This is a genomic window from Pseudomonas sp. B21-028 (genome assembly GCF_024749045.1).
Lineage (GTDB): Bacteria > Pseudomonadota > Gammaproteobacteria > Pseudomonadales > Pseudomonadaceae > Aquipseudomonas.
On sequence record NZ_CP087184.1, the window covers coordinates 6013421 to 6028848 of the forward strand.

Below are 15428 nucleotides of genomic sequence, written 5' to 3' on the forward strand. Positions count from 1 at the left end.
ACTGAACATGATCGACCTTAACACTTGGAATTTGAGCATCCCCGAAGGCAGCCCGGCGATGACTATCGAAACCCCTCGCCTGGCGCAAGGGTTCAAGGATCAGTACTTCAGCGCCGAAACCGGCACGGTATTTTTCTGGGCGCCGGTAACCGGCTCCAAGACCGAGAACGCGATTTACCCCCGCAGCGAACTGCGGGAAACCTACAGCGACGGTACCCTGCGGAACTGGCTGTACTCGGCGGCGGACAATACCCTGCGGGCCACGGTGACCGTCAACCAGGTGCCCAGCAGCGGCAAGGTCGTGATTGGCCAGATCCACACCAAGAACAGCACCAGCCCCATGGTGAAACTGGAATATCAGTACAAGGCCTATAGCGCCACCGGCAACATCGTCGCCAAGGTACGGATGCGCCCCGATGACGAAACCGGCCAGGTCATCACCGTTGCCACCGGTGTGAAGCTCGATCGTAGCTTCTCCTACATGATCCACCTCAGCCCGAAGGGTGCCCTGGGCATTACCGCGGCGGGATACAACTGGAGAACGACCATTGACCCGAGCTGGAAGGACAAGCCCCTGTACTTCAAGGCGGGTGTATATGTGCAGGACAACACCGGCTACCCCACCGAAGGTGGAAAAGTGTCGTTCAGCCTGCTGGAAATCAAACACACCGCTCTTTAACTATTGCTCCATCTTTGAAGGCATCCGCTTCCGGATGCCTTTTTTTTGTCCGTATGCGACGAAGAGCCAAATGGCCATGTGCCAATTGTTCCGCGAAAAATCAGCTTGGCCGACAAACGGTCATCTGTCTCGGGCACAAAAGCGGCAAACGCAACTCTGACGGACTGTTGACGCCAACCCTCCGCCGAACGAATGTGCCAAATACTCGCTCGCGCTTCCATCTGGCCTCAGCAAAAGCGCGTCTTAGAGCCTCCGGCTGTGGCGTAAATCATTTCTTCTTCTCAGAAAGGATCCGAACATGGTCGATCTTGCAACCTGGAACCTGAGCATCCCTGAAGGCAGTCCGCCGAAAACCATCGAAACCCCTCGGCTGGTGGATGGATTCCGGGACAAATATTTCAACTCCGAAGGCAGCACCGTGTATTTCTGGTCGCCCGTCACCGGGACCAAGACCGAAAACGCGATCTACCCACGCAGCGAATTGCGCGAGACCTACAGGGACGGCACCTTGCGCAACTGGCTGTATCCCGATGCCGACAATAAATTGAGCGCGACCCTGGTCGTCAACCAGGTGCCCAGCAGCGGCAAGATCGTGATCGGTCAGATTCATGCCAAGGACAGCAGCAAACCCATGGTGAAACTGGAATACCAGTACAAGGACGCCAGCGACACCGGCGACATCGTCGCCAAAGTGCGCATGCGCCCCGATGACAGCAAGGGCCGGGTCATCACAGTCGCCAGCGGTGTGAAACTTTCTCAGGCGTTCTCTTATCGGATCCACCTGGATCGGACCGGGGACCTGGGTATCACCGCGGCGGGTCGTAGCTGGTACACCACCATCAGCTCCACGTGGCGGGTCAGGCCGCTGTATTTCAAGGCCGGGGTGTATGTGCAGGACAACACGGGCTATACCAGCGAAGGCGGGAAAGTGACGTTCAGCAAGCTGGATATCGATCACAACACCTGATATCGCCTCAGGCGCCGCAGCAGCGAAATGCTGCGCGCCTGCCCTTCTGAAAATCTCGTAGGAATCCGCTCCTTGTGGCGAGGGGATTTATCCCCGCTGGGCTGCGAAGCGGCCCCTTCTTTCGTCGGACTCACCCTTCACCTCAAGGTTTACGGCGGCTACGCCACCGAGCGGGAGCAAGCTCCCTCGCCACAGGGGTTGCGGACGTCCTACAGGTCGGTTGTTGCGCCGAAAATCGCCTTCTATAGTTCGGCTCGTCTGCTGGCTTTGGTCAGGGACAGGGTTTCGCAGCCCGGGTGAGTTAGAATCACAACCGTCAAAAATCGACATAGGAAGATTTCCCTACGTTCGGCTTTTTATGGCGGCTGTGTGTGGGAGATCCTCGGATCTGCCGAGTTCCTAACTCCTCGGTCTGCGAACCTGCATACGGCTGCCACCCATTTGTTTCGCAGCAAACGGCGGCAATTTCTTCGTTTGAGTTGGGAAATAATCATGAACACTGAACAGTCGCCCCGCCGCTTCACCCCACTAACTCCAATCGCAACCACCGAACCCGTCCTGTTCATCGACAGCGCGGCCTCACTCCCCGAACTCCACGCCTGCGCCAGCGAACGTTTGCACGCCACACTCGACTACCTGACGCTCATGGCCTGCGCCACCCTGCGCGATTCCGCCGCCAGCGACTTCAATACCCTCACCAATGTCGCCCGGATTCTGGTTCAGGATGTCACCGACGTGTTTGGGGTGATTGAACAACGTGGGCTCGAAGGAAAATAAAAAACCTGTGGGAGCGAGCCCGCTCGCGATGCGCTGGTTCAGCAACATGAACTGACACAACGCTATCCCGAACAAGCTCGCACCCGTTGAATCTGGTGAGCGGGCGCCTGGACGCCCAAAACGTCGGAAGCTGCTGTATTTCATATCGAATATCAAATATGCCAAAAAGTGCAAAAACCTATAAAGAACTGTCATCTATGACAGTAGCTTTCAACATTACAAAGTTTCAGGCTGGCTCCACCCCGTTTGTAAACGGAGGCCCATACAAAGGGAGCTTATCTATGAAAAATACATTACTGATCCTTGCATCGACCCTGTTGTTAGGCGCAACCGCCCATGCGCAGGCCGCCTGCGATGCAGCACTCGTCCAGGATCTTATTGGCAAAAAATTCGACGCCGCTACTGAGAAGGATGCAAAGGCTCGAGCGGGAGCGGATATCGTAAGAAGCACATCGCCAGGAGGGATCTTTATGACTAAAGAAGGAAAAAAGGATAATCGCCTCAGCATTATGGTCGACGGAGAAGGCAATATAAAGAGCATCGACTGTAACTAGCCAGCCATGGAATATTAAGACCAGGAAAAACGCAAAAAATATATAAATAACTGTCAGTTATGACAGGTCACATGAACGCCAATTTTTTCCATCATGAAACCAGCACCACTGCAAATCTAACGGTGCTTTTAACGAACATTTATCATCGAAAATAAAAGGGAGTACATGACATGGCACAAACACCAGTCATCCACGGAAATGGCGGAGGTGGAGTTGGCCCTACACCCAGACTTTGGGGAACGGCAGAGCCTAACCACTCAGTTAGAATTGTACAGGCTAATACTGGCGTAGTATTTGGACAAGGGGTAGCGGGTCCCGATGGACAATGGGCCATCGACGTAAACCTCAATACCGACCAGTGGGTTCAACTTCAAGCTCAATCCTATGTAGTTCAAGGTGATCCCAGCACAGAATCAGGTTATAGCAACTCTGTAAATTTACAGAGATAACAGCATCACTTGCTGTTAATCATAAAAACCCGCATCTGCGGGTTTTTATGATTCCAAAGACTTAGTTGACCTTGGCGTTCAACTCACCTTTCAGATAACGCTGGAACATCGCTTCCATGGAGATCGGCTTGATCTTCGAAGCATTACCCGCCGTACCAAACGCCTCATAACGCGCAATGCACACATCACGCATTGCAGTCACGGTCGCGCCAAAGAACTTGCGCGGATCGAACTCGCTCGGGTTGGTCGCCATCAAGCGGCGCATGGCGCCGGTAGAGGCCAGGCGCAGGTCGGTATCGATGTTGACCTTGCGCACGCCGTGCTTGATGCCCTCGACGATTTCCTCGACCGGCACGCCGTAGGTTTCCTTGATGTCGCCACCGTACTGGTTGATGATCGCCAGCCACTCCTGCGGCACCGAGGACGAGCCGTGCATCACCAGGTGGGTGTTGGGGATGCGCTTGTGGATTTCCTTGATGCGGTCGATCGCCAGCACGTCACCGGTGGGCGGCTTGGTGAACTTGTAGGCGCCGTGGCTGGTGCCGATGGCGATGGCCAGGGCATCGACCTGGGTTTTCTTGACGAAATCAGCGGCTTCTTCCGGGTCGGTCAGCATCTGGCTGTGATCCAGCACGCCTTCGGCACCGATACCGTCTTCTTCACCGGCCATGCCGGTTTCCAGCGAGCCGAGGCAACCCAGCTCACCTTCCACCGAAACGCCGCAGGCGTGGGCCATGGCAACGGTTTGTTGGGTGACGCGTACGTTGTATTCGTAGTCGGTCGGGGTCTTGCCGTCTTCGCCCAGGGAACCGTCCATCATCACCGAGCTGAAGCCCAGTTGGATGGAGCGCTGGCAGACGTCAGGGCTGGTGCCGTGGTCCTGGTGCATGCACACCGGGATGTGCGGGAACTCTTCGATTGCCGCCAGGATCAGGTGACGCAGGAACGGCGCGCCGGCGTATTTGCGGGCGCCGGCCGAGGCCTGGACGATTACCGGAGAGTCGGTCTTGTCAGCGGCTTCCATGATGGCGCGCATCTGCTCAAGGTTGTTGACGTTAAAGGCTGGGACGCCGTAGCCGAATTCGGCTGCGTGGTCCAGCATCTGACGCATGCTGATAAGTGCCATTGTGTATCTCTCCCGTCGAGGGTCGTTAATCGTACCAGCCTGCCGCAGCGGCGGTGGCTATTCAAGTCATTGCGGGTCAGGGGGTAGCCCTCGGCCGCGAATTCGGTGTTACCTGTATCTTCAGCGTTCACAGAACCCTGTGGGAGCGAGCCTGCTCGCGATAGCGGTAGATCAGTCGACATCTGATTGGACGATATATCGCTACCGCGAGCAGGCTCGCTCCCACATGGGTCCGTTGGGGTTTCAATTACCGCGCCTTGCAACCCCGGCCAATCAAGTCATTGGTGGCAACCCAGTAGGCCAGACCTTCATCACCGTTGATGTGAAACGCCAGCATGTCGTCGCTGTACAGCGCGCCCGACGCACCCGGCTCCTGCTTCAGGCGATAAACCTGCTCGGCCCCACCGAGGCGCACGTCGACGGCCTTGCGGGTGGCGTCGGTATAGCGCCAGAGCACCTTGGCCTCGCTGTCACAGGTCCAGGTCGTCCAACCCGCCACGGGTTCGGACGCGCTCGAAAAACCCAACTGCGCACAACCGGCCAGCAATGCCAACGCCACAACGGCGATCAAGCCTTTCATCCGTGTTCCTCGACCGGCGACGCATGTCGCCGGCCATGAGTTAAAGGTCAGACCCGTCAAGGACAACCATGTTCCTTGGTCGGGGTTTGCGTTTCGTATTTGTCCAGACCGTCCGGCCCGGAGCGCTTGTTCAGCACCGGGTTGGTTTCCGCCTGCCAGTTCGCCTGGTAGCAGCCTGGCTCCGGATCGCTGGCGGCCGGTTCCGGCGTCGCTTGCGGGTGACTCCCGCAAGCGACCAGGGCCGCGGTCAACAACAAAAGCGTCCACGTCTTGACCATAAAAACACTCCCTTGCCTGGTCAATGCAGCCTCAGGCCTTGGCCCGGCTTTCCAGGACTTCCACCGCTGGCAACACTTTGCCCTCGACGAACTCGAGGAACGCGCCACCGCCGGTGGAAATGTAGGAGATCTGCTCGGCCACGCCATATTTGTCGATCGCCGCCAGGGTGTCGCCGCCACCCGCGATGGAGAACGCAGCACTGTCGGCAATAGCCTGGGCCAGAACCTTGGTACCGTTGCCGAACTGGTCGAACTCGAACACACCGACCGGGCCGTTCCACAGGATAGTCCCGGAAGATTTCAACAGTTCGGCAAAGTTGGCCGCGGTCTGTGGGCCGATGTCCAGGATCATGTCGTCGTCGGCTACGTCAGCGATGGCCTTGACGGTAGCAGTAGCGCTTTCAGCGAACTCCTTGGCGACCACCACGTCCACCGGCAGCGGCACGCTGACCTTGGCGGCGATGTCGCGGGCGGTGTCCAGCAGATCCGGTTCGTACAGGGACTTGCCGACTGGATGACCGGCTGCGGCGAGGAAGGTGTTGGCGATACCACCGCCGACGATCAACTGGTCGCAGATCTGGCTCAGGCTGTTGAGTACGTCGAGCTTTGTCGACACCTTGGAACCCGCGACGATGGCCGCCATCGGCTTGGCCGGTGCGCCCAGGGCCTTGCCCAGTGCATCCAGCTCGGCTGCCAGCAGCGGGCCGGCCGCGGCGACCTTGGCGAACTTCGCCACGCCGTGGGTCGAACCTTCGGCGCGGTGGGCGGTGCCGAAAGCGTCCATCACGAATACGTCGCACAGGGCTGCGTATTGCTGGGCCAGCTCGTCGGCGTTCTTTTTCTCGCCCTTGTTGAAGCGCACGTTTTCGAACAGCACGACATCACCGGCCTTCACGTCGACACCGCCCAGGTAATCAGCCACCAGCGGCACTTCGCGACCCAGGGCGCGGCTCAGGTAGTCGGCCACGGGCTTGAGGCTGTTTTCGGCCGAGAATTCGCCTTCGGTCGGACGGCCCAGGTGGGAGCAGACCATCACGGCCGCACCTTTTTCCAGGGCCAGCTTGATGGTCGGCAGCGAGGCCAGGATACGCGCATCGCTGGTGACGACACCGTCCTTGACAGGGACGTTGAGGTCTTCGCGGATCAGTACGCGCTTACCTTGCAGATCGAGGTCGGACATCTTCAACACGGTCATGGGTCGCAATTCCTGGGTAACTGTTTAGAGAGCAGGTTTTTTAGAAGCGGTTTGCAGGTAATGCCCGGCAACATCCAGCATTCGGTTGGCAAAACCCCATTCGTTGTCGAACCAGGCCAGGATGTTCACCAGCCTCGGGCCGGATACGCGGGTCTGGCTGGCATCGACGATGGCCGAATGTGGGTCATGGTTAAAATCACAACTGGCATGAGGCAACTCGGTATAGGCCAGCAGGCCTTTGAGCGGGCCGCTGGTAGCGGCTTCGCGCAGGATCCGGTTGACCTCGGTGGCGTCGGTATCACTCACGGTCTGCATCGTCATATCGAGGCAGGACACGTTGACCGTCGGCACTCGCACGGCTTTGGCCTGAATTCTCCCCGCAAGTTCCGGCAGCAGCCGTTCAATGCCTCGCGCCAGACCAGTGGACACCGGAATCACCGACTGGAACGCCGAGCGGGTGCGGCGCAAGTCTTCGTGATGATAGGCGTCGATCACCGGCTGATCGTTCATCGCCGAATGGATAGTTGTGATCGACACGTATTCCAGGCCAATCGCCTGATCCAGCAGGCGCAACAGCGGCACGCCACAATTGGTGGTGCAGGAAGCGTTGGATACCAGCAACTCATGGCCGGTCAGGCAATCCTGATTCACGCCGTAGACGATGGTGGCGTCCACATCCGCTTCACTGGCCATCGGTTGGGAAAACAGCACCCGTGGTGCACCGGCAGCGAGGAACCGCTCACCGTCTTCGCGGGTGTGGTAGGCGCCGGAACACTCGAGCACCAGATCGACGCCCAGGGACGCCCAATCGATGCCTTCGGGGGTGGCACTGCGCAGGACTTTCACGCAGTTGCCATTAATGTGCAGACAATCGCCCTCGACCCGCACTTCACCGGGAAACCGGCCATGGGTGGAGTCGAAGCGTGTCAGGTATTCGATGCTGGCCATGTCGGCCAGATCGTTGATGGCCACGATTTCGAAGCCGGCCTCTGCCCCTCGCTCGAACAATGCACGCAAGACGCAACGACCAATCCGGCCGTAGCCGTTGAGTGCAACTTTGTAGGGGCGCGGTTGGGGCATGGGGCTCTCTGATTTGAGTGAATCCATGAATATGGCGCTGAACATTGGATTGTCATCGCGGGCAAGCCTTGCTCCCACAGATTGGCATTTCCCTGTGGGAATACACATCCTTTGGGAGCAAGGCTTGCCCGCGATAGCGCCAGAACAGGCGATACATTCCTGGACTTAGTCTTCCAGCAATTCCTCAGCCTGACCCAGGATGTTTTCCAGGGTGAAGCCGAATTCCTCGAACAACGCCGGCGCAGGCGCCGATTCGCCGTAGGTGGTCATGCCGATCACGCGGCCTTCCAGGCCCACGTACTTGTACCAGTAATCGGCATGAGCAGCCTCGATGGCGATCCGGGCGCTGACCTGCAGCGGCAATACCGACTGCTTGTAGCCGGCGTCCTGGGCATCGAACACGCTGGTGCAAGGCATGGACACCACGCGCACGTTGCGGCCCTGCTCGGTCAGCTTGTCGTAGGCCTGGACAGCCAGGCCGACTTCGGAACCGGTGGCGATCAGGATCAGCTCAGGCTCGCCGATGCAATCCTTGAGCACATAGCCGCCACGGGCGATCTCGTCGATCTGGCCGACTTCGCGGGCCTGATGCTGCAGGTTCTGGCGAGAGAAGATCAGCGCCGACGGGCCGTCGTTGCGTTCGATGGCGTACTTCCAGGCCACCGCCGATTCCACGGCGTCGCATGGGCGCCAGGTGTCCAGGTTCGGGGTGCAACGCAGGCTCGCCAGTTGCTCGATCGGCTGGTGAGTCGGGCCGTCTTCGCCCAGACCGATGGAGTCGTGGGTGAAGACGTAGAGCACGCGCTTCTTCATCAAGGCCGACATGCGTACGGCGTTGCGGGCGTATTCCATGAACATCAGGAAGGTGGCGCCGTAAGGTACCAGGCCGCCGTGCAGCGCGACGCCGTTCATGATCGCGCTCATGCCGAACTCACGAACGCCGTAGTACATGTAATTGCCGCTGGCGTCTTCGGCGCTGACGCCCTTGCAGCCTTTCCACAGGGTCAGGTTGGAACCGGCCAGGTCGGCCGAACCGCCCAGCAGTTCCGGCAGCAATGGGCCGAAAGCGTTCAGGGTGTTCTGGCTGGCCTTGCGGCTGGCGATGGTTTCGCCCTTGGCCGCGACTTCGGCGATATAGGCCGAGGCTTTTTCGGCGAAGTCGGCCGGCAGCTCACCGCTGAGGCGACGCGCCAGTTCGTTGGCCAGCGCAGGGAATTCGGCGGAATAGGCAGCGAAACGCTGGTCCCAGTCGGCTTCGAGGGCACGACCCTTTTCCTTGGCGTCCCATTCGGCGTAGATGTCCGCCGGAATTTCGAACGGACCGTGCTCCCACTTCAACGCAGCGCGGGTCAGGGCGATTTCCTCGGCACCCAGGGGGGCGCCATGGCAGTCTTCCTTGCCTTGCTTGTTCGGCGAACCGAAACCGATGGTGGTCTTGCAGCAGATCAGGGTCGGCTGTGCGCTCTTGCGGGCCGTTTCGATGGCGGTCTTGATCTCTTCCGGATCGTGGCCGTCAACGTTGCGGATCACCAGCCAGTTGTAGGCTTCGAAACGTTTCGGCGTGTCATCGGTGAACCAGCCTTCGACTTCACCGTCGATGGAAATGCCGTTGTCGTCGTAGAACGCGATCAGCTTGTCCAGGCCCAGGGTGCCGGCCAGGGAAGCGACTTCATGGGAAATGCCTTCCATCATGCAGCCATCACCCAGGAACACGTAGGTGTGGTGATCGACAACGTCATGCCCCGGGCGGTTGAACTGCGCTGCCAGGACTTTCTCTGCCAGGGCGAAACCCACGGCATTGGCCAAGCCCTGCCCCAGTGGGCCGGTGGTGGTTTCCACGCCTGGGGTGTAACCGTATTCGGGATGGCCCGGAGTGCGGCTGTGCAATTGGCGGAAGTTCTTCAGGTCATCGATCGACAGGTCGTAGCCGGTCAGATGCAGCAGCGAGTAGATCAACATCGAGCCGTGGCCGTTGGACAGCACGAAGCGGTCACGGTCAGCGAAGGATGGATTGCTCGGGCTGTGCTTGAGGTAGTCGCGCCACAGCACTTCGGCGATATCCGCCATGCCCATCGGGGCACCTGGGTGGCCGCTGTTGGCTTTCTGCACGGCATCCATGCTGAGGGCACGAATGGCATTGGCACGCTCACGACGGCTGGGCATCGCTGATCTCCTGGGTTTGAATAACGAAACTGAAAAAAGGCGTGCATTTTCCCTCACCCACCCGCCCGGGGCAATGACAGATAGTCATCCAGAGCAGTTTTTCCGGTGGATAAAGTCGCTTTCGCCAGGTGAAACCTTTCCGCTGATGGTTTGTAGAGTAAAGCCCGTTTCAGGAAGTGCCATTTATCGAGCAATATCAAAACTTTTTGATATTGACCTTGCGATGATCCAGACCCATCACTAGACTGCCGCCCTATGAACTTACGCGTGCCGTCCATTCGCCATGAAGACAGCGATGAGCTGGCGGCCCTTTGCAAGGCCGGCGGCGATCCGCTGCGGCTCAATGTATTGCGGGCCCTGGCCAACGATTCCTTCGGCGTACTGGAACTGGCGCAGATCTTCGGCATCGGCCAGTCCGGCATGAGCCATCACCTCAAGGTCCTGGCCCAGGCCGACCTGGTGGCAACCCGCCGCGAAGGCAACGCCATTTTCTATCGCCGCGCCCTGCCCCACACCGAACTGTTGGGTGGCAAGTTGCACGCGGCATTGCTGGACGAAGTGGACGAACTCGATCTACCGACGGATGTGCAGGCGCGTATCGCCCAGGTGCATGGGCAACGGGCCGCCGCCAGCCAGGACTTTTTCGCACGGGTAGCAGAAAAATTCCGGGCCCAGCAGGACCTGATCGCGGGACTGCCGCAATACCGCGAGAGCGTCGTGGCGCTGCTCGACAAGCTGAGCTTCGAGCCTGCCGCCACCGCCATTGAAGTCGGCCCTGGCGACGGTGCTTTCCTGCCAGAACTGGCGCGGCGCTTCAGCCAGGTGACAGCGCTGGACAACAGCCCGGCCATGCTCGAACTGGCGCGCCAGGTGTGCGAACGCGAAAAGCTGACTCATGTCAGCCTGCAACTGGCCGATGCCTTGGCGGGTGTGAACCTGCAGGCCGATTGCGTTGTATTGAACATGGTACTGCACCATTTCGCCGCACCGGCCGATGCGCTCAGGCACATGGCCGGCCTGCTGCAACCAGGCGGTAGCCTGTTGGTGACAGAGTTATGCAGCCACAACCAGAGTTGGGCCAGGGAGGCCTGCGGTGATCTCTGGTTGGGGTTTGAACAGGACGATCTGGCCCGTTGGGCCACCGCTGCGGGCCTCGTGCCCGGGGAAAGCCTCTATGTAGGCTTACGTAATGGTTTCCAGATCCAGGTTCGCCACTTTCAGCGACCGGCTGGCGACACTCACCATCGGTAACTTGTAGGAAAACATCGAGATGAGCGAATACTCCCTTTTCACCTCCGAGTCCGTGTCTGAAGGGCATCCGGACAAAATCGCCGACCAGATTTCTGATGCGGTGCTGGACGCCATCATTGCTGAAGACAAGTTCGCCCGCGTGGCGTGCGAGACTCTGGTGAAAACGGGCGTGGCGATCATCGCCGGCGAAGTCACCACCTCGGCCTGGGTCGACCTGGAACAGATCGTCCGCGACGTCATCCTGGGTATCGGCTACAACAGCTCCGACGTCGGCTTCGACGGCGCGACCTGCGGCGTGATGAACATCATCGGCAAGCAATCGGTGGACATCGCCCAAGGCGTTGACCGCAGCAAGCCGGAAGACCAGGGCGCCGGCGACCAGGGCCTGATGTTCGGTTATGCCAGCAACGAAACCGACGTGCTGATGCCAGCGCCGATCACCTTCTCGCACCAACTGGTGCAGCGTCAGGCCGAAGCCCGCAAGTCCGGCCTGCTGCCGTGGCTGCGTCCGGATGCCAAGTCCCAGGTCACCTGCCGTTACGAAAACGGCAAGGTGGTGGGTATCGACGCCATCGTATTGTCGACCCAACACAACCCTGAAGTTTCCTACAAAGACCTGCGCGAAGGCGTGATGGAGCTGATCGTCAAGCACGTGCTGCCTGCCGAACTGCTGAACAAGGACACCCAGTTCCACATCAACCCGACCGGCAACTTCATCATCGGTGGCCCGGTAGGCGACTGCGGCCTGACCGGCCGCAAGATCATCGTCGACAGCTACGGCGGCATGGCCCGTCACGGCGGTGGCGCATTCTCCGGCAAGGATCCATCGAAGGTTGACCGCTCGGCGGCCTACGCCGGCCGCTATGTGGCCAAGAACATCGTCGCCGCTGGCCTGGCCGAGCGCTGCGAGATCCAGGTTTCCTACGCCATCGGCGTTGCCCAGCCTACGTCGATCTCCCTGAATACCTTCGGCACCGGCAAGATCAGCGACGACAAGATCATCAAACTGGTTCGTGAAGTGTTCGACCTGCGTCCATACGCCATCACCACCATGCTCGACCTGCTGCACCCGATGTACCAGGAAACCGCAGCCTATGGCCACTTCGGTCGTACGCCGCAAACCAAGACCGTCGGTGGCGACACGTTCACCACCTTTACCTGGGAAAAAACCGACCGCGCCGACGCCCTGCGCGCCGCTGCCGGCCTGTAATACCTGCTGTCATGAAAAAGCCCCTGGCGACTTGGTCGCCAGGGGCTTTTTCATGTTTGGTATCAACTGACACACCGCGTTTTGTGGCGAGGGGATTTATCCCCTCGCCACAAAAGCCAGCAGACCTTCAGGAACGCCGCGCCACCAGCAGGAACGAAGCCGCGCTCGCCAGCAGGCCTGCACACATCCGGTTGAACAAGCGCTTGCCGCTGGGTTGGGCAAACAGCTTTCGCGCATAGATGCCCATGTAGCAATACAGCCCGATGGCAATGCACTCCAACGCCAGGAACAACCCGCCCAGCACGGCGAATTGCTGGGTGACGGTACCCGAGCGGTCAACGAACTGCGGCAGAAACGCGGTAAACAAAAGGATTGCCTTGGGATTACCGATTGCCACCAGGAATTCCTGGCGCGCCAATTGCCCCATGCCCTTCGCCCCCATCGCGGCTTCGCTACCGGCCTCGGGTCGGGCCCGCCATAGCTGCACGGCGAGGTAGAACAGATACCCGGCCCCCACGAGCTTGATCCCCAGGAACAACAACTCCGAGGTATGCAGCACGGCCGTCAGCCCCACCGCTGCCAAGGCAATCATGATGGCGAACGCCAGCAGCCGACCAATGCCGCCACTGCACGCCCGGACGAAGCCGTAACGCGAGGCGTTGCTGATAGACAACAGGTTATTCGGGCCTGGCGCCATGTTCAGGGCGAAACAGGCCGGAATGAAAACCGCGAGTGTCGTCAGGTCCATCGGGTGCACTCCTGGCTGCGTGGATCGGGAACTCCATTCTGCGCCGGCCAGCAACGGGTTCAAGAGACAGTTGCGCGATCAAATCGCGTCCCACTGTACCGCCACAGCAATGCCATCAGTCTTCGGCAAAATCCGGTAACCATCCAGCCCTCGCCTCCTCCGCGTCAGTGACTAGCCTTCAGGCACATCACCCAGCAAGGATGCTTCGATGCTGCCGCTATTGTGTGCACTCGCCGTTTTGATACTCGTCCCCATTCCCGTCATCGCCGCGTCTTGCCCCGAATGGCCCGACGACCGCGCCCGATCGGAGGTGGATGCCTTGCAACGGCAAATCGACGCCTGGGACGACAGCTATCACCGCCTCGGTCGGTCGCTGGTCGCCGACGAGCTTTACGATCAGTCCCGCACGCGACTGGACCAATGGCGCAACTGTTTTGATCTTGCGGCACCCGCTGACCCGCTGCGCTCGGCGGGCGGCAAAGTGCGACATCCGATCCCTCATACGGGCCTGGATAAACTGAAGGATGCCGACGCCATGCGGGCCTGGTTGCAAAACCGGGAAGACATCTGGGTCCAACCGAAAGTCGACGGTGTAGCAGTCACCCTGATCTATCGCGAAGGCCGTTTGCATCAGGCGATCAGCCGCGGCGATGGCGTTCAAGGCCATGACTGGACGCCGACAGCACGCAAGATCGACGCCATTCCCCAACGCTTGCGCCGGCCTTTGGACCTGCTCGTTCAGGGGGAACTGTACTGGCGACTGGACAAGCATGTGCAGGCCAGGGACGGCAGCCTCAATGCTCGGGCAACCGTGGCGGGCTTGATGGCTCGCAAGGATCTGACGACCGAAGAAGCCTCGGGTATCGGCCTGTTCACCTGGGACTGGCCCGAAGGTCCCGCCACCCTGCCCGAGCGGGAGGCTGCATTGAATGCGCTGGGCTTCGTCGACACCCATGGCTACAGCCAGCCCGTCCAGGCAGCGGCCGACGCCGAGCGCTGGCGCGACCACTGGTATCGCACGGCGCTGCCATTCGCCAGCGACGGGATCGTTCTGCGCCAGAGCCGCCGACCACCTGCCGGGCGCTGGCAGGCCCAGGCGCCGTTCTGGGGCGTGGCCTGGAAATACCCTTACGCCCAGGCGCTGGCCGAAGTGCGCAAAGTGCACTTCAAGGTCGGGCGCACCGGACGCATCACGCCGCTGCTGGAGCTTGAACCCGTCACGCTCGACGACCGACAGATCCGCCGGGTGAGCGTCAGCTCTCTCAAGCGCTGGGAGGACATGGACATCCGTCCCGGAGACCGGGTAGCCATCAGCCTGGCCGGGCTGACCATCCCGCGACTCGATGGCGTAGTACTGCGCGGTGTCGAGCGGCCGGCCATCACGATCCCCGTAGCGGCGGATTATCACCCGCTGAGTTGCTGGCAACCGACGCCCGGCTGCGAAAGCCAGTTCCTGGCCCGGCTGAGCTGGCTCAGCGGCAAGCACGGCCTCGCCCTGCCCCATGTCGGCCGCGGAACCTGGGAAAAACTCCTGGCGGCGGGCCGACTCGACGGATTGCTGGATTGGATGACCCTCGACGCCGCCGAGCTTGCTAAGATGACCGGCTTCGGCGAACGCAGCAGCGCCCGCCTGCTCGTCAGTTTACACAGCGCCCACCAACGCCCGTTCGGTCAATGGCTCAAGGCCCTCGGTTTACCGCCTGCCGGAGCGGCCAGCCTGGATGGGCCGTGGCAGGTGCTCGCCGAACGGACGACCGAACAATGGCAAGCCGAAGCCGGCATCGGGCCCGGACGCGCCGCGCAACTGAGCGCTTTTTTTCGCGACCCGCACGTGCTGGCGTTGAGTGAAGTATTACGGGCTGCGGGGGTCGAAGGTTTCTGACATTGTCCCGCGCAGTTGAACCCAAGGGGCGAACGTGCGTTCCAACAGCGCATCTGGACCGACCGCTCGCGAGCTTTTACGGAGTTGCTATGAATTTCCTGCCCCCTTTTGCCTTGCTGGTCTTATGCGCCACCCTGGCCGCGCCCTTGATGGCGGACGAGCAAACCCCGGAGCTTACCGGCTGCGCAGCCAAGCGCCAGGGCATCATCAATCAGATCGAACTGGCCAAGTCCCGCGGCAATGCGGACCAGCAGGCAGGCCTGGAAACCGCCCTGAATGAAGTCACCACCCATTGCACCGACGCGTCCTTGCGCAAGGAGCGTGAAACCAAGGTGCTCGATGCCAAGCACGAAGTCAGCCGCCGCCAGGCCGACCTGGAAAAAGCCATGAAAAAAGGCGACCCCGAGCGGATCAACAAGCGCAAGGACAAGCTGGCAGCTTCCCGCAAGGAACTGCAGGAAGCAGTGGATGAGTTGGATAAATAAGCGG

The 15428-nt window shown here is 60.2% G+C and carries 15 protein-coding genes; 8 read left to right on the forward strand and 7 right to left on the reverse strand.

The genetic code is table 11. The features are described 5' to 3' along the window. Positions 1-7 precede the first annotated feature (7 nt). The 4 genes from LOY35_RS26165 (at position 8) to LOY35_RS26180 (ending at position 2977) form a co-directional block, all read left to right on the forward strand. On the forward strand, positions 8-679 hold the full coding sequence (locus LOY35_RS26165; protein ID WP_041022573.1) for a polysaccharide lyase family 7 protein: 672 nt from the start codon (positions 8-10) through the stop codon (positions 677-679). A 298-nt stretch (positions 680-977) separates the two neighbouring features. Further along, positions 978-1646 carry a polysaccharide lyase family 7 protein gene (locus LOY35_RS26170; RefSeq protein WP_041022574.1) on the forward strand — a complete coding sequence of 223 codons (669 nt, stop codon included), beginning with the start codon at positions 978-980 and terminating at the stop codon, positions 1644-1646. A 492-nt stretch (positions 1647-2138) separates the two neighbouring features. Next, positions 2139-2423, forward strand: coding sequence for a fructose-bisphosphate aldolase (locus LOY35_RS26175; protein WP_258628812.1), 285 nt, complete (start codon positions 2139-2141; stop codon positions 2421-2423). 281 nt (positions 2424-2704) lie between these two features. Further along, positions 2705-2977: an I78 family peptidase inhibitor gene (locus tag LOY35_RS26180; RefSeq protein ID WP_258628814.1), complete on the forward strand. Its 273-nt coding sequence runs from the start codon at positions 2705-2707 to the stop codon at positions 2975-2977. Positions 2978-3487: 510 nt separating this feature from the next. Here LOY35_RS26180 and fba read toward each other — a convergent pair. From fba to tkt, 6 genes are all read right to left on the reverse strand, one after another. Next, entirely contained in the window at positions 3488-4552 is a 1065-nt protein-coding gene (fba, locus tag LOY35_RS26185; RefSeq protein WP_024778835.1) for a class II fructose-bisphosphate aldolase, read from the reverse strand. A 247-nt stretch (positions 4553-4799) separates the two neighbouring features. Continuing rightward, positions 4800-5132, reverse strand: a complete 333-nt coding sequence (locus LOY35_RS26190) for an MliC family protein (protein ID WP_258628816.1) — start codon at positions 5130-5132, stop codon at positions 4800-4802. Positions 5133-5188: 56 nt separating this feature from the next. Continuing rightward, a complete protein-coding gene (locus LOY35_RS26195; protein WP_258628817.1) occupies positions 5189-5410 on the reverse strand; it encodes a hypothetical protein in 222 nt (73 codons plus the stop codon). 31 nt (positions 5411-5441) lie between these two features. Next, a complete protein-coding gene (locus LOY35_RS26200) occupies positions 5442-6605 on the reverse strand; it encodes a phosphoglycerate kinase (RefSeq protein ID WP_258628819.1) in 1164 nt (387 codons plus the stop codon). Between the two features lie 24 nt (positions 6606-6629). Then, the gene (gene epd, locus LOY35_RS26205; RefSeq protein ID WP_258628825.1) at positions 6630-7685 is read right to left on the reverse strand and encodes an erythrose-4-phosphate dehydrogenase; all 1056 of its coding nucleotides are present in this window, start codon (positions 7683-7685) and stop codon (positions 6630-6632) included. 165 nt (positions 7686-7850) lie between these two features. After that, a complete protein-coding gene (gene tkt, locus LOY35_RS26210) occupies positions 7851-9848 on the reverse strand; it encodes a transketolase (RefSeq protein WP_258628826.1) in 1998 nt (665 codons plus the stop codon). A gap of 255 nt (positions 9849-10103) precedes the next feature. Here tkt and LOY35_RS26215 point away from each other — a divergent pair, with 255 nt between their 5' ends. Next, a complete protein-coding gene (locus tag LOY35_RS26215; protein ID WP_258628827.1) occupies positions 10104-11099 on the forward strand; it encodes a metalloregulator ArsR/SmtB family transcription factor in 996 nt (331 codons plus the stop codon). Between the two features lie 19 nt (positions 11100-11118). Continuing rightward, the gene (gene metK, locus LOY35_RS26220; RefSeq protein ID WP_258628829.1) at positions 11119-12309 is read left to right on the forward strand and encodes a methionine adenosyltransferase; all 1191 of its coding nucleotides are present in this window, start codon (positions 11119-11121) and stop codon (positions 12307-12309) included. 127 nt (positions 12310-12436) lie between these two features. Here the strand turns inward: metK and LOY35_RS26225 are convergent, their stop codons facing one another. After that, positions 12437-13057, reverse strand: coding sequence for a LysE family translocator (locus LOY35_RS26225; protein ID WP_258628833.1), 621 nt, complete (start codon positions 13055-13057; stop codon positions 12437-12439). Between the two features lie 208 nt (positions 13058-13265). On the opposite strand from LOY35_RS26225, the gene ligB reads away from it, so the two are divergent. Both ligB and LOY35_RS26235 read left to right on the forward strand, forming a co-directional pair. Continuing rightward, positions 13266-14939: an NAD-dependent DNA ligase LigB gene (gene ligB / locus LOY35_RS26230; RefSeq protein WP_258628836.1), complete on the forward strand. Its 1674-nt coding sequence runs from the start codon at positions 13266-13268 to the stop codon at positions 14937-14939. Positions 14940-15028: 89 nt separating this feature from the next. Then, entirely contained in the window at positions 15029-15424 is a 396-nt protein-coding gene (locus LOY35_RS26235) for a DUF1090 domain-containing protein (protein WP_041021252.1), read from the forward strand. Positions 15425-15428 lie beyond the last annotated feature (4 nt).

Coding starts and splice junctions, on each gene's coding strand:
- ligB (WP_258628836.1), top strand. CDS start 13,266: ATGCTGCCGCTATTGTGTGCACTCGCCGTTTTGATACTCGTCCCCATT.
- LOY35_RS26235 (WP_041021252.1), top strand. CDS start 15,029: ATGAATTTCCTGCCCCCTTTTGCCTTGCTGGTCTTATGCGCCACCCTG.
- LOY35_RS26200 (WP_258628819.1), bottom strand. CDS start 6,605: ATGACCGTGTTGAAGATGTCCGACCTCGATCTGCAAGGTAAGCGCGTA.
- LOY35_RS26165 (WP_041022573.1), top strand. CDS start 8: ATGATCGACCTTAACACTTGGAATTTGAGCATCCCCGAAGGCAGCCCG.
- metK (WP_258628829.1), top strand. CDS start 11,119: ATGAGCGAATACTCCCTTTTCACCTCCGAGTCCGTGTCTGAAGGGCAT.
- LOY35_RS26175 (WP_258628812.1), top strand. CDS start 2,139: ATGAACACTGAACAGTCGCCCCGCCGCTTCACCCCACTAACTCCAATC.
- LOY35_RS26190 (WP_258628816.1), bottom strand. CDS start 5,132: ATGAAAGGCTTGATCGCCGTTGTGGCGTTGGCATTGCTGGCCGGTTGT.
- LOY35_RS26215 (WP_258628827.1), top strand. CDS start 10,104: ATGAACTTACGCGTGCCGTCCATTCGCCATGAAGACAGCGATGAGCTG.
- LOY35_RS26225 (WP_258628833.1), bottom strand. CDS start 13,057: ATGGACCTGACGACACTCGCGGTTTTCATTCCGGCCTGTTTCGCCCTG.
- LOY35_RS26195 (WP_258628817.1), bottom strand. CDS start 5,410: ATGGTCAAGACGTGGACGCTTTTGTTGTTGACCGCGGCCCTGGTCGCT.
- LOY35_RS26180 (WP_258628814.1), top strand. CDS start 2,705: ATGAAAAATACATTACTGATCCTTGCATCGACCCTGTTGTTAGGCGCA.
- fba (WP_024778835.1), bottom strand. CDS start 4,552: ATGGCACTTATCAGCATGCGTCAGATGCTGGACCACGCAGCCGAATTC.
- epd (WP_258628825.1), bottom strand. CDS start 7,685: ATGCCCCAACCGCGCCCCTACAAAGTTGCACTCAACGGCTACGGCCGG.
- tkt (WP_258628826.1), bottom strand. CDS start 9,848: ATGCCCAGCCGTCGTGAGCGTGCCAATGCCATTCGTGCCCTCAGCATG.
- LOY35_RS26170 (WP_041022574.1), top strand. CDS start 978: ATGGTCGATCTTGCAACCTGGAACCTGAGCATCCCTGAAGGCAGTCCG.